Raw genomic sequence first — 21695 nt, 5'->3', positions numbered from 1 at the left:
GGAGGCATAAAATGAAAAAGGCGCAGCTTTCGCCGCGCCTTTTGCTTACCGATTATGCCATTAGCCTTTGATTTTCGCGTGCATTTCCTGCACTGAAATCACCTGCTCTGTCGGGTCTGAAGACAGTGCCATCGCTGTGGCGAAACCGCCGTTCAGCGTGGTGTCGTAATGCACTTTGTATTGCAGAGCGCTGCGACGGATCAGCTTGGAATCTTCAATCGCCTGACGGCCAGCCGTGGTGTTGACGATGTACACATACTCACCGTTTTTAATACGGTCCTGAATGTGTGGACGGCCTTCATGCACCTTGTTGACCAGGCGCGGGTTTATCCCGGCTTCGCCCAGCACGACGGCGGTACCGTGGGTTGCATCCAGCTCAAAGCCGCGTTTAAGCAGTTTCGCCGCCAAATCGACTACGCGACCTTTATCGCCTTCACGCACTGACAACAGCGCACGCCCCGCTTTCTTCATGCCGGAGTTACTGCCAAGCTGCGCTTTGGCGAAGGCTTCAGCGAAGGTGCGGCCGACGCCCATCACTTCACCGGTAGAACGCATTTCCGGCCCCAGAATCGGGTCAACGCCTGGGAATTTGTTGAACGGCAGCACCACTTCTTTCACGGAGTAGTAAGGCGGAATAACTTCTTCGGTGATGCCCTGCTGCGCCAGCGTCTGACCAGCCATTACGCGGGCAGCCACTTTCGCCAGCGGTACACCGGTCGCTTTAGAGACAAACGGTACGGTACGCGCGGCGCGTGGGTTGACTTCAATCAGGTAGACTTCGTTGTTCTTCACCGCGAACTGGACGTTCATCAGGCCGCGAACGCTCAGCTCGAAGGCCAGCTTCTCAACCTGATGACGCATCACGTCCTGAATTTCTTTGCTCAGCGTGTAGCAAGGCAGCGAACATGCGGAGTCACCGGAGTGCACGCCAGCCTGTTCGATGTGCTCCATGATGCCGCCAATCAGTACGCGCTCACCGTCACAAATCGCATCGACGTCAACTTCTATCGCGTCATCCAGGAAGCGATCCAGCAGTACCGGCGCGTCGTTGGAGACGCTGACGGCGTTCTGGAAGTAACGGCGTAAGTCGATTTCGTCATACACGATTTCCATCGCGCGGCCACCCAGAACATAAGACGGGCGGACTACCAGCGGATAACCCAGACCGCTGGCTTTCTCAACTGCTTGTTCGATGGTCGCTACGGTGGCGTTCGCTGGCTGTTTCAGGCCCAGACGGTGAACCGCCTGCTGAAAACGCTCGCGGTCTTCGGCGCGGTCAATCGCGTCCGGGCTGGTGCCGATAATCGGCACGCCAGCGGCTTCCAGCTCACGCGCCAGCTTCAGCGGCGTCTGCCCGCCGTACTGCACGATGACGCCTTTTGGCTTCTCGATGCGCACGATTTCCAGCACGTCTTCCAGCGTTACGGATTCGAAGTACAGACGGTCTGAGGTGTCGTAATCGGTGGATACGGTTTCCGGGTTACAGTTCACCATGATGGTTTCGTAACCGTCTTCACGCAGCGCCAGTGAGGCATGCACGCAGCAATAGTCGAACTCAATCCCCTGACCGATACGGTTCGGACCGCCGCCCAGCACCATGATTTTTGGTTTGTCGTTAGTCGGGTTGGATTCGCACTCTTCCTCGTACGTGGAGTACATGTAGGCGGTATCGGTAGAGAATTCCGCCGCGCAGGTATCCACGCGTTTGTAGACCGGATGCAGATTGTATTTGTGGCGCAGTTTGCGGACTTCACTTTCTGAAACGCCCACCAGAGTCGCCAGACGCAGGTCAGCAAAGCCTTTACGTTTGAGCATGCGCAGATAGTCGTGGGTCAGGATGTTGAAGCCGCCTTCGGCCACTTCGTTTTCCAGTTTCACCAGCTCTTCAATCTGCACCAGGAACCAGCGGTCAACGTTGGTCAGGTTAAAGATACCGTCAACGGACATCCCGGCGCGGAAGGCATCGGCGATGTACCAGATACGCTCGGCACCGGCTTCTTTCAGCTCGCGACGGATTTTGGTCAGCGCTTCCGGGTCATCCAGATTCACTTTCGGGTCGAAGCCGCTTGCGCCAACTTCCAGACCGCGTAACGCTTTTTGCAGGGATTCCTGCTGCGTGCGGCCTATCGCCATCACTTCGCCGACAGATTTCATCTGCGTAGTCAGACGGTCGTTAGCACCGGCGAATTTTTCGAAGTTGAAGCGAGGAATTTTTGTCACAACATAGTCGATGGACGGTTCAAACGACGCAGGCGTTTTACCGCCGGTGATGTCGTTCATCAGTTCATCGAGGGTATAACCCACAGCCAGTTTGGCCGCCACTTTGGCAATCGGGAAGCCAGTCGCTTTTGAAGCCAGTGCAGAGGAACGGGAGACGCGTGGGTTCATTTCGATAACAATCAGACGGCCATTTTTCGGGTTCACCGAGAACTGGACGTTGGAGCCACCGGTTTCTACGCCGATTTCACGCAGTACTGCCATCGAGGCGTTACGCATGATTTGGTATTCTTTGTCGGTCAGGGTCTGCGCCGGTGCCACAGTAATGGAGTCACCGGTGTGGATGCCCATTGCATCGAAGTTTTCGATAGAGCAGACGATGATGCAGTTGTCGTTTTTATCACGCACCACTTCCATCTCGTACTCTTTCCAGCCAATCAGCGACTCATCAATCAGCAGCTCTTTGGTTGGGGAAAGATCCAGACCGCGTTCGCAAATCTCTTCAAACTCTTCGCGGTTGTACGCGATACCGCCACCGGTGCCGCCCATGGTAAATGAAGGGCGGATAATGCACGGGAAGCCGACGTCAGCGGCAACCGCCAGCGCTTCTTCCATTGTATGGGCGATGCCCGAACGCGCCGTGTCCAGACCGATTTTTTTCATCGCCACGTCGAAACGACGGCGGTCTTCAGCTTTATCAATGGCATCTGCGGTCGCGCCGATCATGGTCACGCCGAATTCTTCCAGCACGCCCTGACGTTCCAGTTCCAGCGCACAGTTCAGCGCGGTCTGGCCGCCCATGGTTGGCAATACGGCGTCCGGGCGCTCTTTTTCGATGATTTTGCGTACCACTTCCCAGGTAATCGGCTCGATATAAGTCGCATCAGCCATGTCCGGGTCGGTCATGATGGTCGCAGGGTTCGAGTTCACCAGAATGACGCGGTAACCTTCTTCACGCAGCGCTTTACACGCCTGTGCACCCGAGTAGTCAAATTCACAAGCCTGGCCGATCACAATCGGGCCCGCGCCCAGAATCAGGATGCTTTTTATGTCTGTACGTTTTGGCATTTTTTCTTGCTCCTGATTTATTTGCCTGTAAGAGCGGCGTTGTTGTGAGAAGCGCGGAAAGCGTTAATCAGTTCGATGAAGTGATCGAACAGTGGCGCCGCGTCGTGCGGGCCCGGGCTGGCTTCAGGGTGACCCTGGAAGCTGAACGCCGGTTTGTCCGTGCGGTGGATACCCTGAACCGTGTGGTCGAACAACGATTTGTGAGTCACACGCAGAGTCGCGGGCAGATTGTTTTCATCTACTGCGAAGCCGTGGTTTTGCGCGGTGATCATCACCACATTGTTGTCGATATCTTTAACCGGATGGTTCCCGCCGTGGTGGCCCAGTTTCATTTTCAGCGTTTTTGCGCCGCTGGCTAATGCCAGTAACTGATGGCCGAGGCAGATCCCGAAGACCGGGATATCCGTTTCGAGGAACGTTTTGATGGCGGCGATGGCGTAGTCACAAGGCTCCGGGTCGCCAGGGCCGTTAGACAGGAAGATGCCATCCGGATTGAGTTTCAGCACGTCAGCGGCAGGCGTTTGCGCCGGAACTACCGTCAGGCGGCAACCGCGGTCCACCAGCATACGCAGGATGTTGCGTTTTGCGCCGTAATCATAAGCCACCACGTGGAATGGCAGTTCGTCTTCTTTCTTAGCTTCTGGCAGCTCGCCTTCAAGCGTCCAGCTGCCTTGCTGCCAGCTGTAAGATTCAGCGGTCGTCACTTCTTTCGCCAGATCCATCCCTTTCAGGCCCGGGAACGCTTTGGCTTTTTGCAGCGCCAGTTCGGCATCCGGAGAATCGCCCGCGATGATGCAGCCGTTCTGTGCGCCTTTTTCACGTAACAGACGGGTCAGCTTGCGGGTATCGATGTCGGCGATGGCTACGATGTTGTTGCGTTTGAGGTAATCAGAAAGGTTTTCTTCACTGCGGTAGTTGCTGGCAATAAGAGGAAGGTCGCGAATGACCAGGCCCTGAGCGTGTACTGCGGAAGATTCTGCGTCTGCGGCATTGGTGCCGACATTACCGATATGGGGATAAGTGAGAGTGACAATCTGGCGGGAATAGGAAGGATCAGTGAGGATTTCTTGATAACCGGTCATCGACGTATTGAAGACCACTTCCCCCACTGCCGAACCTTCTGCCCCGATGGCCCGACCGTGGAATTGGGTTCCGTCTTCCAGAACCAATAGCGCTGACTTTATCAAAGCATCCTCCAAGAATAATAAATCACAATATTTGCATATTAATTCAGATAACCCGATCTAAATCAATGCAAAAATCGCTCCGGAAGCCAATTTTCGGCAAATTGCGCGCATTCTAATGAGGGCAGTTCGGTTTGTCTACCAAAAGCGCCACTATTTCTCTATTTTTCGCACAACTCAGTGGAAAGGCTTCGTCACAGCCACGAAAGCATGGCCTAAGTGAGCATAGTAACCGTTTGCGGAAGACGATGTCTGAAAATCAGTGATAAAAGTGGGTAAGTGTCAGTGAGGGAGATCGGATGAGTTTAAAAAACACTCACGTGGCATGTTAAAAACATAGTAAACCATAAATAAAACAAGCTACCATTGCCAATTGTCATTAAATCCGTATTTTTGAATAAAAAAGAGAAGGGCAATCAAGGAACTGCCCTTTTATCAAAACATTATGACCAAAACAACCACATCACATCTAAATTATTTTCTACAAATCATCTAATCCAAGCACGTCGCGCATGTCATAAAGGCCTGACTTATGCGACGAAATCCACTTTCCTGCACGAACAGCGCCATTTGCGAAGGTCATGCGGCTGGAAGCCTTGTGTGTAATCTCAACACGCTCTCCGATATCTGCAAACATCGCAGTATGTTCACCAACGATGTCGCCGGCACGGATAGTAGCAAAACCAATACTTTTTGGATCGCGCTCGCCGGTATGTCCTTCACGGGCATACACCGCGCACTCCTTGAGGTCGCGTCCCAGCGCACCGGCAATTGCTTCGCCCATCGCCAGCGCAGTGCCTGATGGCGCATCTACTTTATGACGGTGGTGGGCTTCCACAATTTCGATATCGGTATAGTCGCCCATCACTTTGGCGGCTTTTTCTAAAAGTTTGAGAACGACGTTCACGCCCACGCTGAAATTGGCGGCGAAAACCACCGGAATGACCTCAGAAGCCTGCTTAATCGCGGTCTTACCTGCATCCTCGAAGCCCGTAGTGCCGATAATCATGCCTTTATGGTGTTTCTGACAGAATTCCAGATGCGCCAGCGTACCTTCCGGACGGGTGAAATCGATCAGTACATCAAAATCGTTCGCTACAGCGTTCAGATCTTCATTCACTTTGACGCCTGCATTTCCGATCCCCGCCAGCTCACCGGCATCGGTGCCCACAAGCGTGGAACCCGGACGCTCCAATGCCGCGCCAAGCACCACGCCTTCGGCTTCAGAAACGGCCTGGATCAGCTGCCGGCCCATACGACCACCTGCGCCAACGATGGCCATGCGAATATCAGCGTTACTCATAAATACTCTCTTTTTATAGGGGTTCTGCCGTAAAACAGAATCAGGTTAGCCACCCTGTTATCGGGTAGCCAGCAAAATTGCCTCATAATTAGAAAATTATGATACAGGCTGGTTAATATCAGTAAAAAGCATCTGATTTAAGGTTACCAACTTAAATGATTTGTGTTAACCGAATAGCCAAACTGGAACTGAGAGAGGGGAAAGCTGTAAAAACGTGCAAAAAGCCTGTTCGCATAACGATTCACTTTTCTGCATAAGTGTCTGAAATCAATTCAGCCGCACATCAGGGCACCGTTCGCGTAGTGGAATTTGCGCCCTTCCCTCAGAATTCAGTTTTACAGTATTCGGTGTCTGATGAAAGACAATCTGTCAGCGACATCTGCAAACGCATTATTTCATTCTGCCTGCATGACAAAAAAACAGCTATCAGCTTACAACTTAGATCTAAAACATTAATTTTTTATTATATGCCATCAAATCATATTGATTAAATCAATAAATATGATAATAAGTAGCCAGCTAATTTTAACCGGCGAAATTTAATTTCTGACCGGTCAAAAATTAAGTAGCCTGGATGCATGAGGCGCGTCTTCACCCTTACCTGATTGTCATGAGTAAGGGGAAAATACAAAAACACACATGTCCAATTTCACTGTTAGTTATTTCAAAACAAGGTGTTGGCAAGGGAATTACATGAACTTCAAATTGAACAAAGTCACTCAGGTGGCTACTGCTGGCCTGTTATTTGGTCTGACATCTTTCGCTTCACACGCAGAAATCACGCTGATCAAGCAAGACCCACAACCTAACGATCCCCTGAGCCGTTTAAACTTCCAGATTGGCGGGAGTATTCGTCCGCAGTGGAATATGGAAACCGGCGATAAAGATAAAGGTTCGTATAAAAATAATGGCTTCGACGGCGGCTCCCGCTTCCGTTTCTCCACTGATTATTATCTGTTTGATGATATCAGCTGGGTCAGCTACTACGAACTGGGCGTCAACTTCCCTGCCCTCATGGGCTGGGACGACCACTACGCGGACGGCGCTCACAACACCACGCGTCGCCAGCTCTACACCGGCCTGAAAAGCAAAACCTACGGTCAGCTGACCTACGGCCAGCAAAACAGCGTGTACTACGATGTGGTCGGCGCTAAAACCGATATATGGGATTACGACATGCTCGGCCAGGCGCCAGGTAACGGGGTGAACGGCGACTACGACGGGTCTTACCGCTCCCGTAAAATGCTGAAATACAAAAACACCTTCGGGGCGGCAGATGTTTACGCCTCTTACCTGTTCTCAGATAACGATCTGCTGACCGGCGACGGCCTGCGTTATAAACGTAAAGGCGGCGGCTCTGTGGGTGTGGATTACCACATCACTAAAGATCTGACATGGGGTACTGCGTATAACTATACCAACGCAGAAATGAAAAACCCGGGTCAGCACAGCTCCACGAATTACGATCAGAATATTGTCGGTACGGCGCTGAGCTGGAAACCGGGCAACTGGACAGCCTCTTTCGGTGGCGGTTATTACAACAACTTCCTGACCACCAAAAAGAAAACGGATAATAACTATTTCGCGGGCGACGCTTACGGTCTGGAATATTTCCTGGGCTACGCATTCCCAATCAATCAGTACGCAGTGAAAACGGTTCAGCCGTACTTCATGGGCGACCGTATGACTTACGTCACTGGCCGTAATTATCAGCGTATTGATAATGGTCTGGGTCTGTCTGTTCAGATGGATTACGGCTTCCGCGTCGATTACGAACACGTATTCAGCTCCACCACCGATGATCGTGGTGATATGAACCTCGTTCGCCTGAGATACGATTTCTAAATTTCAAAAGCCTTAACTTCAGGGGCCGGTTTACGTCTTATTGACGTGCCGGCCCTTTATTTTTACACCTTTTCTCCTATCCCACGCGGGCAAAGCCGGACTAGACTGAATGCAACCACATCTTATCCTTCAAGGAGCGCTTTACGATGTCCGTATTATTCCGGTCCGACGTGACCGCCATTGGCGATTATCGAGCCGAATTGGGTGAAACGCCCGTCTGGTGCCAGCGCACGCAATCATTGCTGTGGGTCGATATTCTTGCTCAGCGCGTTTTGCGTTACTGGCCCGAGACAAAAGAAATTGAAATCCACGACCTGCCGAGCGTAACCAGCGCCGTACTGATGACGGAGAAACGTAACCAGTTTTTACTCGTCTCTCAGGATGGCATCCATTTGTACGATTACGAAAACAAAAGCCGCCAAACGTTGTGCGGGTATCCTGGTGCAGAAGGTACACGACCGAACGAAGCCGCTATCGCGCCGGACGGTTCGCTATGGTTTGGCACGCTGGATATCAAAGAGGAAAAAAATAACGGCGCGTGGTATCGCTATGAAGCAGGTGCCGATGCACCTGAAATGATGCTCGATAACGTGGGGATCACCAACACCCTGGTCTGGTATGAAGGCAAAGTCTGGTTTGCAGATACGAAGAAAAACCGCTTCTACTCTGCCAACGCACGCCGTATTAATCCGCAGAAGATCTCTTGCTTTTCTTCCGGTGATAAATCTCCGGATGGTTCAGCGCTGGCACAAAATGGGTGGCTGATCACCGCCTGCTGGGGATCGAAATGTCTGTTACGCCAGCAAATTAATCAGGGTGAATTGCTGACTCTCGATACCGTGCCGGTACCTGTGACGCAGCCAAGTTGCTGTACTTTTGGCGGCCCTGATATGACCGAATTGTACATCACGTCAGCCCGTAAAAATCTCGACGCTCCTCACGCGCTGGAAGGCGCGCTGCTGCATGTACAAACGTCAACGGTGGGTGCGCCACAGAATTTGTTCAAACTACAAAAGGCTTAAATCGGCCAGAACGCCCATAAAAAAACCGGCCACAAATGAGCCGGTTTTTCATTTTCTGCACGGTATCTGAGACAAATCAGTCGATCTGTTTCACATCCACACGCAGTTCTTTGGGCACTTCAAACACGATATTCTCTTCGCGCCCTTCGATGTTAATCACATCCATCCCGCCAAAGGTTTTCAGCTTGCTTATCACATCCTGCACCAGAATATCCGGTGCGGAGGCGCCCGCCGTGACGCCGATGCTTTTTGCATCTTTCAGCCAGCTTTCCTGAATATCCGCCGCAGAATCGATCAGATAGGAAGGCACACCGACGCGCTGAGCCAGCTCCGCCAGACGGTTGGAGTTGGAGGAGTTTTTCGATCCGACAACCAGCACCACATCCGCGCCATCGGCCAGCGTTCGCACAGCTTCCTGACGGTTAGTGGTGGCGTAGCAAATATCATCTTTACGCGGCCCGATAATTTTCGGGAACCGATCGCGCAACGCATCAATGATGGCCGACGTGTCATCCACCGAAAGCGTGGTTTGCGTCATAAAGCACAGGTTGTTTTCGTCTTTTACCTGCAATTTATACACATCTTCCGGTGCCTCGACCAGATACATGCCGCCTTTCGGATTACTGTACTGGCCCATGGTGCCTTCAACTTCCGGATGACCGGCATGACCAATCAGAATCGCTTCAGTGCCTTTACGGCTGGCACGCGCGACTTCCATATGCACTTTGGTCACCAGCGGACAAGTGGCATCAAAGAGCATAGTGAGATCACGTTCTTTCGCTTCCGCCCGAACCGCCTGGGAAACCCCGTGGGCGGAGAAAATCAGGATTGAGCCATCCGGCACTTCGCTGATTTGCTCGATGAAAATCGCACCACGCTGACGCAGGCTGTCAACCACATAGCGGTTATGTACCACTTCATGACGCACGTAAATCGGTGCGCCATACAGCTCAAGCGCACGTTCAACAATGCTGATGGCGCGATCGACACCCGCACAAAAACCGCGTGGGTTAGCCAGCAATATCTGCATGTTTCTCCTCCAGTTGCGGGTCGATTTCCAGCACTTCGATATCGAAATCGATGTACTGTCCCGCCAGCGGATGATTGAAATCAACAGTGATCGAATCTTCTGTCACTTCACGCACTACGCCCGGCATTTCATTACCGTCACGACCACTGAACAGCATGATGGTGCCGACGTCCGGCACCCCTGTTTCCTGGAAATCACGACGCGAGAAGAACTGCACCAGATCCGGGCTTTTGGTACCGAAAGCCGATTCCGGGGACAGCGTAAAAGCATGCTTATCCCCAACGCTCAATCCGGTCAGCTGATTTTCCAGCGCGTCAGACAGGCTGCCGTCGCCGAGGCGAAACAGCGCAGGTTTTCCATTCGCGCGGGTAGATTCTGCCGTCGAGCCATCTTCAAGCTTCAACGTAAAATGTACCAGCACGGCGCTGTCGTGTTTCACCTGTTGAGACATATTTCTTATCCTTTGGTCTTCGCCGCTTCGTTCGGTTTCGCGAGGAAACCTTCCAGCACGACCAGCACTGCGCCAACGCAGATAAAGCTGTCGGCCAGATTAAAGATCGGGTAGTGCCAGTCGTTCACGTAGAAATCGATAAAGTCGATCACGAAGCCGTGCACCATACGGTCAAACATGTTGCCCAGCGCGCCACCAATGATCATCGCAAATGCGATGTTATTCAGACGCTGCTTTGCACTGCTGCGGTACATCAGCACCAGCAGAACCACCACGATAACCAACGCAATCGCCGTGAAGAACCAGCGCTGCCAGCCACCTTTATCCGCCAGGAAACTGAACGCTGCGCCCGGGTTATGAGCGTAGGTCAGATTAAAGAACGGAATCAGCGGCATGGACTCACCGAGCTGAAAATGCCCCATGACCAGAAACTTACTGCCGAGATCGACGATAACGACGAGAACCGCCAGCCAAAGCCAGCGGAGTCCGGTAGAACAGAAAGGTTTAGTCATTATGCAAACTTACGCTCTTCGCCGTCACCGGCAATGTTAGTCACACAACGGCCACAGATGTCGCTGTGTTCCGCATTCTGGCCGATGTCAGTGGTGAAATGCCAGCAGCGCGGGCACTTCTCGCCTTCAGCTTTTGCCAGACCAATTTTCAGACCTTTCAGCAATTCGCTGGCCTGCGCTGAATCATCCGCTTCAGACAGCGCGGCAACTTTCGCACCGGAAGTCAGGAGCACAAAGCGCAGTTCGTTGCCCAGAGAACGCAGATCTGTTGCCAGCGCGTCGTCTGCATATAAGGTCACGGCTGCTTCCAGAGAACCGCCCAGACGTTTATCAGCACGCGCCTGTTCGATCACTTTGTTCACTTCGCCACGCACTTTCAGCAGCTCATCCCAGAACGCATCGTTCATGGATTCGTTACCGATCAGGCCAAACAGACCGTCGTACCACTCTTGGGTAAAGACGAACTTCTCGCGGTTACCCGGCAGTTCAGCCCAGATTTCATCAGCAGTGAAGGACATGATTGGCGCCATCCAGCGTACCAGTGCTTCGCAGATGTGATACAGCGCGGTCTGGCAGCTGCGGCGCGCAACGCTGTCGCTCTTCGCGGTGTACTGGCGATCTTTGATGATATCCAGATAGAAGGAACCCATTTCGATCGAGCAGAACTGCATCAGACGCTGAACAACGCCGTGGAAATCATAGGCTTCGTACGCAGCAATGATCTCGTCTTGGGCGGCTTTCGCGCGGCCAACTGCCCAGCGATCCAATACAACCATTTCTTCCGGGGCCACGCTGTGCAGCGCCGGATCGAAACCGTTCAGGTTCGCCAGCAGGAAGCGCGCGGTGTTACGGATACGGCGATAAGAATCGGCAGCACGTTTGAGGATTTCGTCGGACACGGCGATTTCGCCGGTGTAATCCGTAGATGCCACCCACAAACGCAGAATGTCGCCACCCAGCTTATTCATCACGTCCTGAGGCGCGATGGTGTTACCGATGGATTTAGACATTTTACGGCCCTGACCATCGACGGTGAAACCGTGAGTCAGTACCTGTTTGTAAGGCGCTTTGCCTTTCATTGCCGTGGAAATCATCAGAGAAGACATGAACCAGCCGCGATGCTGGTCAGAACCTTCGAGATACAGATCCGGTGAATGGCCGTTAAACTCAGGACGCACGTCCACAACGGAGGAGTGCGTAGAACCGGAGTCAAACCAGACGTCCAGCGTATCTGGCACTTTGACGTAATCGGCAGCGTCTGCGCCCAGAATCTCTTCAGGATTCAGATCCCACCACGCCTGAATGCCATCGGCTTCAACGCGTTTTGCCACTTCTTCCATCAGCTCAAGGCTGCGCGGATGAAGCTGTTCGGTATCTTTATGAACAAACAGAGACATCGGGACGCCCCACGTACGCTGACGGGAAATACACCAGTCAGGACGGTTAGCGACCATGTTTTCGATACGCGCCTGACCCCAGTCAGGGATCCACTGCACACCTTTGATCTCTTCCAGAGATTTCTGACGCAAGCCTTTCTGATCCATGCTGATGAACCATTGTGGCGTAGCGCGGAAGATGATCGGCGTTTTGTGACGCCAGCAGCACGGATAGCTGTGGTTCATTTTCTCAACGTGCAACAGTGCGCCTTTCTCACGCAGCAGTTCAACGATCAGATCGTTAGCTTTAAAGACGAATTTGCCATCCAGCGTCGGGTAAGTACCAGGCAAGTAGCAGCCGTTCGGTCCAACCGGGTTAGCGACTTCCAGACCGTATTTCTGGCCAATGACAAAGTCATCAGGACCGTGACCAGGTGCGGTATGTACAGCACCGGTACCGGCATCGAGAGTGACGTGATCACCAAGGATGGCCGGCACATCGAAACCGAGGAATGGATGCTGGAATCGCAGCAGTTCAAGATCCGCACCTTTGCATTCGCCCAACACGGTCCACTCAGTGATACCGGCACGCTTCATCACGCTTTCAACCAGATCGGTGGCCAGGATCAGGCACTGACCTTCAATCTGCACCAGCTGATAAGAAAACTCAGCGTTAAGTGAAATCGCGCGGTTAGCCGGCATGGTCCACGGGGTGGTGGTCCAGATGACCAGAGAAATCGGACCATTGAAAGCAGTGGCACCAAATTTCGTAGCAACAGCGGCAGCATCCGTCGCATTAAACGTCACGTCGATAGACGGAGATACTTTGTCGTAATATTCAACTTCGGCTTCAGCCAGTGAAGAGCCGCAATCGGTACACCAGTGAACAGGTTTTGCACCTTTATGCAGATGACCATTGCCGATGATTTTACCCAGCGCACGAATGATGTTGGCTTCAGTTTTGAAGTCCATGGTCAGATACGGATGATCCCAGTCACCGAGCACGCCCAGACGGATGAAGTCTTTCTTCTGACCTTCAACCTGTTCAGCGGCATACTTGCGGCAGGCTTCACGAAATTCTGCCGCCGTGACTTTCTCGCCCGGCTTACCAATCAGCTGTTCAACTTTCAGTTCAATCGGCAGACCATGACAATCCCAGCCCGGAACATACGGCGCGTCGAAGCCCGCAAGCCCTTTGGACTTGACAATCATGTCTTTGAGAATTTTGTTTACTGAGTGACCAATATGAATGCTGCCGTTCGCATACGGAGGGCCGTCATGCAAGATAAAGGTTTTCTTGCCTTTCTTGGCAGCACGAATAATCCCGTACAGATCCTGGTCATACCAATTCTTCAGCATGTCAGGTTCACGCTTGGCCAGATCGCCACGCATCGGGAACCCTGTTTCCGGCAAATTCAGGGTGTTCTTGTAGTCACTCATAGATTCTCGGTTCCGTTTTTCGGCTGGATTCCAGGCGTTGTGACACGCCTGTCAGTACAAGTTTAGCGTGGTGTCTTTAACCCGAAAAATTCCCGGGCCGTCACCTCATCGTTCGCAATTTGTTGCTTTAACGCATCAAGCGAGGAGAAACGCTGTTCGTTGCGCAATTTTGCGCGAAGCACCACGTCAATGTGGCGCCCGTATAAATCTAATGTGGTGTCGAGCAGGTGAACTTCCAACTGCTTGCGCACGCCACCGACCGTCGGACGAATACCAATATTGGCAACGCCCGGCAAAGGTTCCGGGCCAAGGCCGAGAACTTCTACGGCATACACGCCGCGAACCGGTGAAACCACGCGCTTTAACGGCACGTTGGCCGTTGGGAAACCAATAGTACGTCCCAGCTTATCGCCATGGACGACGCGCCCTGAGATACTGAACGGATGGCCCAGTAAATTTTCGGCCAGTGCTAAATCATCGTCACGCAGCGCATCACGGATAGCGGTGCTGCTGATGCGATTTCCGCCTTCGCGGAAGGTCTGGGTGCTGATCACTTCAAAGCCATACTCTTTCCCGGCTTTCTGCAACAGCTCAAAATCCCCCAGACGACCAGCGCCAAAGCGGAAATCATCCCCGACGGTCAGGAATTTAACGCCCAACTTTTCGACCAGCAGTTGGGAGACAAACGCCTGCGCCATATGTGCAGCGAACCGGGGGTCAAAATGCACACATAAAAGATAATCTACGCCGCACTCGGCCAGATACTTGGCTTTGTCACGCAGGCTGGTTAAGCGTGCAGGGGCTTTATCACCCGCAAACAGTTCCAGCGGCTGTGGTTCAAAAATCATCACCATCACCGGCAGACCCAGACGTTGACCTTCCAGCTTCAGCTGTTCGATCAGGCCCTGATGGCCTCGGTGTACACCATCAAAATTGCCAATAGTCAGCACACATCCATGATGGCGTGCTCGAATATTGTGTATTCCGCGAATTAGCTCCATAGCTGGCTCAAATCCAATGCTGACTCATAAAGATGGAAATCGGCGGATTATACCTTGTACAGCCCGCAAGGTTAACCAGCGATTCGCAGGATCACACCATTCTCTCTTGCATACGGCAGATATTGCGGTTCAAATGGCGGCGTGGCGATGAAAATCTTTCCTTTCGAGCAGGGAATGCGTGACTTTTCGCATAAACAAAGCGTTAATGGCCGCCGTGGGCAGTTTGTACACTCTCCTGTCGATTTTTCTCGCGAAAGACTGTATTCCGATGCCGGAAGCTGTTAAAATCCTGCGCCATCACAACGTAACAAGCGACGTGTAAAGTTCACGCTTTAAAACGCCGCTTATTTGCACAAATCCGTTGACAACAGAAGACCGAAAAGGCATATTCCTCGGCCTTTGAATTGTTCATCAATAGAAAAATATTTGGGAGTTGGCCTTGGCTAATATCAAATCAGCTAAGAAACGCGCCGTACAGTCAGAAAAACGTCGTAAGCATAACGCGAGCCGCCGTTCAATGATGCGTACCTTTATCAAGAAGGTATACACGGCTATTGCAGCAGGCGACAAAGCTGCTGCACAAAATGCATTTAACGAAATGCAACCAATTGTGGATCGTCAGTCTTGTAAAGGCCTGATTCACAAAAACAAAGCAGCGCGTCATAAGTCAAACCTGACTGCGCAAATCAACGCAATGCAATAATTGCATTACGCTGATATGCTTGATAAAAAAACCGGCTCACGCCGGTTTTTTTATATCTAAAATTTGAGCCTCTGCTTTTACTACAGCTCAAACAGCGCCGAAAAATCAGTGTGACAAATCCGCTGAACCGAAGGATGTTGGATCATGCGTTCGGCAAAAATCACGTAGTACTCCTCCAAAATGCCCTCCACGCGCCCCACTTCAATAATTTTTTCATCCTGAAACTCAGTAGAAGAGTAAATCGCCGGCGCGACAAATATCGCATCGTTGTTCATCCCGAACGCTTTCATCAGTGCCGCATCATCGAACTCACCGAGAATGTTCACTTTCAATCCCTGCGTATTAAACCAGTTCAGCAATTTCCGTCCCAGCATCGAACGACGCCCGGGGATCAGCAGCGGACGCTGTTCCAGACAGGCAGGAAAATCGGCACCCGCTGGCGGGTTACAGCAATAGAAGCTGATCGGACTCTCACCCAGCTTGACTGAGAACAACCCCTCCTGCTGCGTTGAATCCACCGGGCAGTCCGACAGAATCATATCCAGCTTATGCAAGCTCAGCTGTTCCAGCAGCATTTCGTGGGTGGATTCAAAACATCGCAAATGAATTTGTGCGTTGTCCGGTACGGCAGCTTTCAGCACACGGCTGACCAGCCGTTTCGACAGCGCATCGGCCACGCCAACGTCAAACAACAGGCTCGACTCTTTGCGATAATTAACGATATCCAGCATTTCCTGGCTGAGGGTGAACATCTTATCGGCGTAGCGATAAACCAACTGCCCCAACTCAGAGGGCACCAGACCGCGACCCTGACGTTTGAAAAGTTTGCCACCTAACCGTTCCTCAAGGGATTTAATCTGCCCGGTGATGGTCTGTGGCGTCAGATAGAGCGCCTCGGCGGCGCCTACGACAGAACCTTGTTTACAGACGTGCCAAAAATAATACAAATGGTTGTAGTTAATATGAGGCATGTTTTCATCCGCTCCTGAAATATGAAGTCTGCATCAGGCTGCATGCCTCCGTGCATGCAGCCTGTTCATCACTATTTGAGGGCTTTCTTAGGTAAAGCACGGCTTAGCAATATGTAACCCAATACGGCAGAAGCAACAGAGCCCATCAGGATACCCATTTTTGCGTAAGTCAGCAGTGCAGGATCACGCGTCGCAAAGGCCAGTGAGCCGATAAAAATCGACATCGTAAAGCCGATACCGCACAACACTGACACGGCAACTATCTGGCTAAAGGTAATGCCTGATGGCATACGGGTCACACCCAATTTTAGTGCTACACCGCTGAAAAGAATAATGCCCAGTGGTTTACCTAACAGCAATCCGGCAGCGATACCCATCGGTAACAGGGAGAAAGCACCGGCAGCAGAAACGCCCTCTAAAGAGATCCCCGCGTTAGCAAACGCAAAGACCGGCAAAATAAACCACGCGACATAAGGATGAATACCGTGTTCCAGACGACGCGCCGGTGACGGTTTTTTATCTTTAGTATTCAGCGGGATCAGGAACCCGAGGATCACACCGGCGAGCGTGGCATGAACGCCAGACTTCAGCACGCAGACCCAGAACACCGCGCCGACAATCAGGTATGGTGTCAGTTTTGTCACCCCGCGCCAGTTCATAAATGCCAATGCCGCGATGCAAACTGCAGACAGCCCCAACGCCATCATGGAGACATCATGGCTATAGAATAGCGCAATGATCACAATCGCCCCGAGATCGTCAATGATCGCCAGTGCAAGCAGGAAGACTTTCAGGCCAGTCGGCACGCGGGAACCCAACAGCGCCATCACGCCCAATGCAAATGCAATGTCAGTGGCCGCCGGAATAGCCCAGCCCTGACGGGCAATCTCATCGCCGCCATTGAACAGTAAGTAAATAAGGGCTGGTACAACCATGCCGCCCACCGCAGCAATGGCTGGGAATAATGCCTGCTCGCGGTTCGCCAGCGCGCCTTCGCACAGCTCACGCTTCACTTCGAGACCGATCATCAGGAAAAATACCGCCATCAGACCATCGTTAATCCAGAGTAAAAGTGGTTTATCGATCAGCAATTCTGAAAAACGCAGTGTGACCGGAATATCCAAAAATGCCTGATAAGCGCCCTGTAAAGGGCTGTTGGCCATGATTAATGCCACGATGGCAGCCAGGATCAGTACAATCCCCCCTGCGGCTTCCAAGCGTAAAAACTGACGAATTAAATTCGACATTCTGACTCTCCTGTAGAAAAACAGTGGCGATAAAAGGATTGCCACAATGGAATGCGCGAATTGTACACAACCCATTAACTCGTAAAAAGTCGATTATATCTGGAGTATAACTCGGTTTTTACGAGTCGTTTTCATCCCGCAACCGCTTTGTCCGTAACTCCCATAAAAAAATCCCCGGAGCGAACCGCTGCCGGGGATTTTGCTGGACTGCCAGAGCCTGTTGTCAGGAACTGATTAGCGCGTCAAATCATCAAAGAACTTTTTCACGCCGTCCAGGAAGCTTTTGGAACGCGGGCTATTTTTCTCACCCGATACGCCACCAAAGCTTTCTTCCAGATCACGCAGCAACTGCTTCTGTTTGTCGCTCAGGCTGACCGGCGTTTCAACCACAACGCGGCACATTAAATCGCCCTGTGCGCCGCCACGGACGGATTTCACACCGCGCCCGCGCATACGGAACATTTTGCCGGTCTGCGTTTCCGCAGGAATTTTCAGGCTAACCCGGCCATCAAGCGTTGGGACTTCAATTTCCCCTCCCAAAGCAGCCATAGCGAAGTTGATCGGCACTTCGCAGTACAGGTTGTTACCTTCACGCTCAAAGATTTTGTGCGCTTTAACCTGGACCTGAACGTACAGATCGCCAGACGGTGCGCCATGCTCACCCGCTTCACCTTCACCTTCAAGACGAATACGGTCGCCGGTATCCACACCCGCTGGGATTTTCACAGACAGGGTTTTCGAGCGCTCTATGCGGCCATGACCGTGGCATTTGCTGCAAGGATCTTTGATGACCTTACCGCGCCCCTGACAAGTCGGACACGCTTGTTGAACCGTGAAGAAGCCCTGACGCATCTGAACCTGGCCCGCACCGTGGCAGGTAGGACAGGTGGCCGGAGAGCTGCCCGCTTTCGCGCCGCTGCCGTGGCAGACATCACATTCATCCAGCGTAGGAATGCGGATTTCTTTGGTGACACCACGAACGGCCTCTTCCAGTGTCAGATCCATGTTGTAACGCAGGTCTGACCCCCGGCTCGCACGCTGACGGCGACCGCCGCCAAAGATGTCGCCAAAGACGTCACCAAAGATGTCGCTGAAATCTGCACCGCCGCCACCGCCGTACCCACCGCCGCCGCCCATGCCACCTTGTTCAAAGGCTGCATGACCGTACTGGTCGTAGGCCGCACGCTTTTGCGCATCGGTCAGAATTTCATACGCTTCTTTAATTTCTTTGAATTTGCTTTCGGAAGCTTTGTCGCCCTGATTACGGTCAGGGTGATGCTTCATAGCCAGGCGCTTATAGGCCTTTTTGATTTCACGCTCATCCGCTGTTTTGGATACGCCTAAAATCTCATAAAAATCTTGCTTCGCCATGCTTTAACCTACCCTCAACATGCGTGCACGGGCGCAGAGTTTCCTCGACGCCCGTGCTGGTTTTCAGTAATGAACTCTTACTGTGCCCGCTTAAGGGCGATTATTTCTTGTCTTTGACTTCTTCGAATTCAGCGTCAACAACGTCATCATCTTTCTGAGCGCTGTTATCGCCGCCTTCAGCCTGACCCTGCTGCTGAGCCATTTCCATCAGCTTACCGGAAACCTGCACCAGCGCCTGGATTTTCGCTTCGATATCAGCCTTGTCTTCACCTTTAGCAGAAACTTCCAGTGCTTTCAGGGCTTCTTCAACCGCAGTTTTGTCTTCAGCTGGCAGTTTGTCACCGGCTTCTTCCAGTTGCTTACGGGTACCGTGGATCAGATGATCCGCCTGGTTGCGGGTCTGGACCAGTTCTTCGAACTTGCGGTCAGACTCAGCATTCGCTTCGGCATCGTTAACCATTTTCTGGATTTCTTCTTCGGTCAGACCAGAAGATGCCTTGATGGTGATCTTCTGCTCACGGCCGGTCGTCTTGTCTTTCGCAGACACGTGCAGGATACCGTCGGCGTCGAGGTCGAAGGTAACTTCGATCTGTGCCTGACCGCGCGGTGCTGCCTGAATACCGTCCAGATTGAACTGACCGAGAGATTTGTTATCGCTCGAACGTTTACGCTCACCCTGCAACACATGGATGGTTACCGCAGACTGGTTGTCTTCCGCAGTAGAGAACACCTGGCTGTGTTTGGTCGGGATCGTGGTGTTTTTGGTGATAAGCGGAGTCATCACGCTGCCCATGGTTTCGATACCCAGTGACAACGGGGTAACGTCCAGCAACAGAACGTCTTTCACATCACCCGCTAACACACCGCCCTGAACCGCTGCACCGATGGCAACAGCTTCGTCCGGGTTCACGTCTTTACGTGGTTCTTTACCAAAGAATTCAGCCACTTTCTTCTGAACCATTGGCATACGTGTCTGACCACCGACCAGGATCACGTCCTGAATATCGGACACTGACAGACCTGCGTCTTTCAGCGCGACTTTCAGCGGATCGATACAACGGTTAACCAGGTCTTCAACCAAAGATTCCAGTTTTGCACGGGTCACTTTGATGTTCATGTGCTTAGGACCGGTTGCATCCGCAGTGATGTACGGCAGATTCACATCAGTTTGCTGAGCAGAAGACAGTTCGATCTTCGCTTTTTCAGCAGCTTCTTTCAGACGTTGCATTGCCAGCGGATCGTTACGCAGATCCATACCTTGTTCTTTCTTAAACTCTTCAACCAGGTAGTTGATCAGTCGGCTATCGAAGTCTTCACCACCGAGGTGAGTATCACCATTGGTTGCCAGAACTTCGAAGGTTTTCTCGCCATCAACTTCGTCGATTTCGATAATAGAGATATCGAAAGTACCACCACCCAGGTCGTATACCGCGATGGTGCGGTTACCGACTTCGCGATCCAGGCCATAAGCCAGTGCCGCTGCGGTAGGTTCGTTAATAATACGTTTTACTTCCAGACCTGCGATACGGCCAGCATCTTTCGTTGCCTGACGCTGAGCATCGTTGAAGTATGCAGGTACGGTGATAACAGCTTCAGTTACCGGTTCGCCCAGGTAATCTTCAGCGGTTTTCTTCATTTTCTTCAACACTTCAGCAGAGATCTGCGGAGGTGCGATTTTCTGACCTTTGATGTCGATCCAGGCGTCGCCGTTGTCGGAGCCTACGATCTGGTAAGGCATGATGCCTTTGTCACGCTGTACTTCTTCGTCCTGGAAGCGACGGCCAATCAGGCGCTTGATCGCAAACAGGGTGTTCTGTGGGTTAGTCACAGCCTGACGTTTAGCCGGAGAACCTACCAGAGTCTCACCATCTGCCGCATAAGCGATGATGGAAGGAGTGGTGCGGTCGCCTTCAGCATTCTCCAGCACACGTGCAGTAGTGCCATCCATAATAGCTACACAAGAGTTGGTAGTACCCAGGTCGATCCCAATAATTTTACCCATTTAAACGTCTCCACTTAAAATTCATATTCGATCATGTTGTCACTGTATATGCGGGCATGATTTTCTATTTCAATAGTCGATTTCAATAGTTCGATTTCAACTGCCCGATATCGCGGCTTTACCGACGGTAACAACTGCGGTTGGGAATAAGATGGGGCCATGCAACGCAGCATCAAGGGGCCAGATGAAAAAAAATCTTCAATTGCTGTTACGCCAGATCAATGTTTACCCGACGCCACCTCATTATGATGCCGCGCGCTTCTGAAGATATGTGGGATTTTTACCCATTTCGCAAGCGGATATCCCTCAGTTATCTATTCGTAATATTCTAATTCAGAGGATCTATGCAGAGTAAAACGTTGGCAAATCCAGGCCCGCTCGGGTTAATGGGCTTCGGTATGACCACTATCTTATTGAATTTACACAACGCAGGTTTCTTCCCACTGACCGCTGTTATCGTCAGCATGGGCATTTTCTACGGCGGCCTGATTCAAATTCTGGCTGGCATGATGGAATTCAAAAAAGGGAATACCTTCGGCACCACCGCCTTCACCTCTTACGGCGCGTTCTGGCTGAGTCTGGTCGGCATCCTGATGCTGCCACGCATGGGCGTGGCTGACGCCAGCAGTGAAAGTTTTCTCGGCGCCTACCTTGGTCTGTGGGGCGTTTTTACCTTATTCATGTTTTTCGGCACTCTGAAAGCCAACCGCGGCTTGCAGGTTGTTTTCGGCAGCCTGACAATTTTGTTCGCCCTGCTGTGCTTTGGTAACATGACCGGCAATACCGCCGTGCTGCATTTTGCCGGTTTCGAAGGCATCTTCTGTGGCGCCAGCGCGATTTATCTGGCGATGGCAGAAGTGTTGAACGAACAGTATGGCCGAACCGTATTGCCGATTGGTGAACCGAAAGGTCACGCAGTCAATGCGGCGGCAGTTGCTGCATAATCAACGTC

General features: G+C 52.0%; 17 protein-coding genes. 5 read left to right on the top strand and 12 right to left on the bottom strand.

Features of this window, described 5'->3' with window-relative positions; translation table 11 throughout:
- Positions 1 to 60: 60 nt before the first annotated feature.
- From carB to dapB, 3 genes are all read right to left on the bottom strand, one after another.
- Complete coding sequence (gene carB, locus ACMHLI_RS00535) at positions 61 to 3285, bottom strand: carbamoyl-phosphate synthase large subunit (RefSeq protein ID WP_413527794.1); 3225 nt, start codon at positions 3283 to 3285, stop codon at positions 61 to 63.
- A gap of 17 nt (positions 3286 to 3302) precedes the next feature.
- Complete coding sequence (gene carA / locus ACMHLI_RS00530) at positions 3303 to 4472, bottom strand: glutamine-hydrolyzing carbamoyl-phosphate synthase small subunit (protein ID WP_413527793.1); 1170 nt, start codon at positions 4470 to 4472, stop codon at positions 3303 to 3305.
- 478 nt (positions 4473 to 4950) lie between these two features.
- Positions 4951 to 5772, bottom strand: coding sequence for a 4-hydroxy-tetrahydrodipicolinate reductase (gene dapB / locus ACMHLI_RS00525; protein ID WP_413527792.1), 822 nt, complete (start codon positions 5770 to 5772; stop codon positions 4951 to 4953).
- Positions 5773 to 6465: 693 nt separating this feature from the next.
- Here dapB and ACMHLI_RS00520 point away from each other — a divergent pair.
- Positions 6466 to 7617: a porin gene (locus ACMHLI_RS00520; RefSeq protein ID WP_413527791.1), complete on the top strand. Its 1152-nt coding sequence runs from the start codon at positions 6466 to 6468 to the stop codon at positions 7615 to 7617.
- Between the two features lie 146 nt (positions 7618 to 7763).
- Complete coding sequence (locus ACMHLI_RS00515) at positions 7764 to 8639, top strand: SMP-30/gluconolactonase/LRE family protein (RefSeq protein WP_413527790.1); 876 nt, start codon at positions 7764 to 7766, stop codon at positions 8637 to 8639.
- 76 nt (positions 8640 to 8715) lie between these two features.
- On the opposite strand, the gene ispH is transcribed toward ACMHLI_RS00515, so the two are convergent.
- From ispH to ribF, 5 genes are all read right to left on the bottom strand, one after another.
- Entirely contained in the window at positions 8716 to 9669 is a 954-nt protein-coding gene (ispH, locus tag ACMHLI_RS00510; RefSeq protein ID WP_413527789.1) for a 4-hydroxy-3-methylbut-2-enyl diphosphate reductase, read from the bottom strand.
- Positions 9650 to 10120: an FKBP-type peptidyl-prolyl cis-trans isomerase gene (gene fkpB, locus ACMHLI_RS00505; RefSeq protein WP_413527788.1), complete on the bottom strand. Its 471-nt coding sequence runs from the start codon at positions 10118 to 10120 to the stop codon at positions 9650 to 9652. Before fkpB ends, ispH begins: the two co-directional genes overlap by 20 nt.
- Positions 10121 to 10125: 5 nt before the next feature.
- Entirely contained in the window at positions 10126 to 10632 is a 507-nt protein-coding gene (gene lspA / locus ACMHLI_RS00500) for a signal peptidase II (protein ID WP_112168208.1), read from the bottom strand.
- Complete coding sequence (gene ileS / locus ACMHLI_RS00495; protein ID WP_413527787.1) at positions 10632 to 13448, bottom strand: isoleucine--tRNA ligase; 2817 nt, start codon at positions 13446 to 13448, stop codon at positions 10632 to 10634. The genes lspA and ileS overlap by 1 nt, the downstream gene beginning before the upstream one ends.
- Positions 13449 to 13510: 62 nt before the next feature.
- Entirely contained in the window at positions 13511 to 14449 is a 939-nt protein-coding gene (ribF, locus tag ACMHLI_RS00490; RefSeq protein WP_112168206.1) for a bifunctional riboflavin kinase/FAD synthetase, read from the bottom strand.
- 178 nt (positions 14450 to 14627) lie between these two features.
- On the opposite strand from ribF, the gene ACMHLI_RS00485 reads away from it, so the two are divergent.
- Complete coding sequence (locus ACMHLI_RS00485; protein ID WP_413527786.1) at positions 14628 to 14771, top strand: hypothetical protein; 144 nt, start codon at positions 14628 to 14630, stop codon at positions 14769 to 14771.
- Positions 14772 to 14888: 117 nt separating this feature from the next.
- Positions 14889 to 15152 (top strand): 30S ribosomal protein S20, encoded by a 264-nt coding sequence (gene rpsT, locus ACMHLI_RS00480; RefSeq protein ID WP_056776784.1) that lies wholly within the window; start codon positions 14889 to 14891, stop codon positions 15150 to 15152.
- An 80-nt stretch (positions 15153 to 15232) separates the two neighbouring features.
- Here rpsT and nhaR read toward each other — a convergent pair whose 3' ends face one another.
- From nhaR to dnaK, 4 genes are all read right to left on the bottom strand, one after another.
- The gene (gene nhaR / locus ACMHLI_RS00475) at positions 15233 to 16123 is read right to left on the bottom strand and encodes a transcriptional activator NhaR (RefSeq protein ID WP_413527785.1); all 891 of its coding nucleotides are present in this window, start codon (positions 16121 to 16123) and stop codon (positions 15233 to 15235) included.
- A gap of 71 nt (positions 16124 to 16194) precedes the next feature.
- Complete coding sequence (nhaA, locus tag ACMHLI_RS00470; RefSeq protein WP_413527784.1) at positions 16195 to 17370, bottom strand: Na+/H+ antiporter NhaA; 1176 nt, start codon at positions 17368 to 17370, stop codon at positions 16195 to 16197.
- Between the two features lie 234 nt (positions 17371 to 17604).
- The gene (gene dnaJ, locus ACMHLI_RS00465; protein WP_413527783.1) at positions 17605 to 18741 is read right to left on the bottom strand and encodes a molecular chaperone DnaJ; all 1137 of its coding nucleotides are present in this window, start codon (positions 18739 to 18741) and stop codon (positions 17605 to 17607) included.
- A 100-nt stretch (positions 18742 to 18841) separates the two neighbouring features.
- A complete protein-coding gene (gene dnaK, locus ACMHLI_RS00460; RefSeq protein WP_112168202.1) occupies positions 18842 to 20743 on the bottom strand; it encodes a molecular chaperone DnaK in 1902 nt (633 codons plus the stop codon).
- Positions 20744 to 21087: 344 nt separating this feature from the next.
- Between dnaK and satP the strand changes: the two genes are divergently transcribed.
- Positions 21088 to 21687, top strand: coding sequence for an acetate uptake transporter (gene satP, locus ACMHLI_RS00455; RefSeq protein WP_413527782.1), 600 nt, complete (start codon positions 21088 to 21090; stop codon positions 21685 to 21687).
- The last annotated feature ends 8 nt before the right edge of the window (positions 21688 to 21695 follow it).

Source organism: Rahnella inusitata (assembly GCF_965118895.1).
GTDB lineage: Bacteria > Pseudomonadota > Gammaproteobacteria > Enterobacterales > Enterobacteriaceae > Rahnella > Rahnella inusitata_A.
Note: the sequence above shows the minus strand (reverse complement) of the source record. Positions and strands in the feature narration are given on the sequence as shown.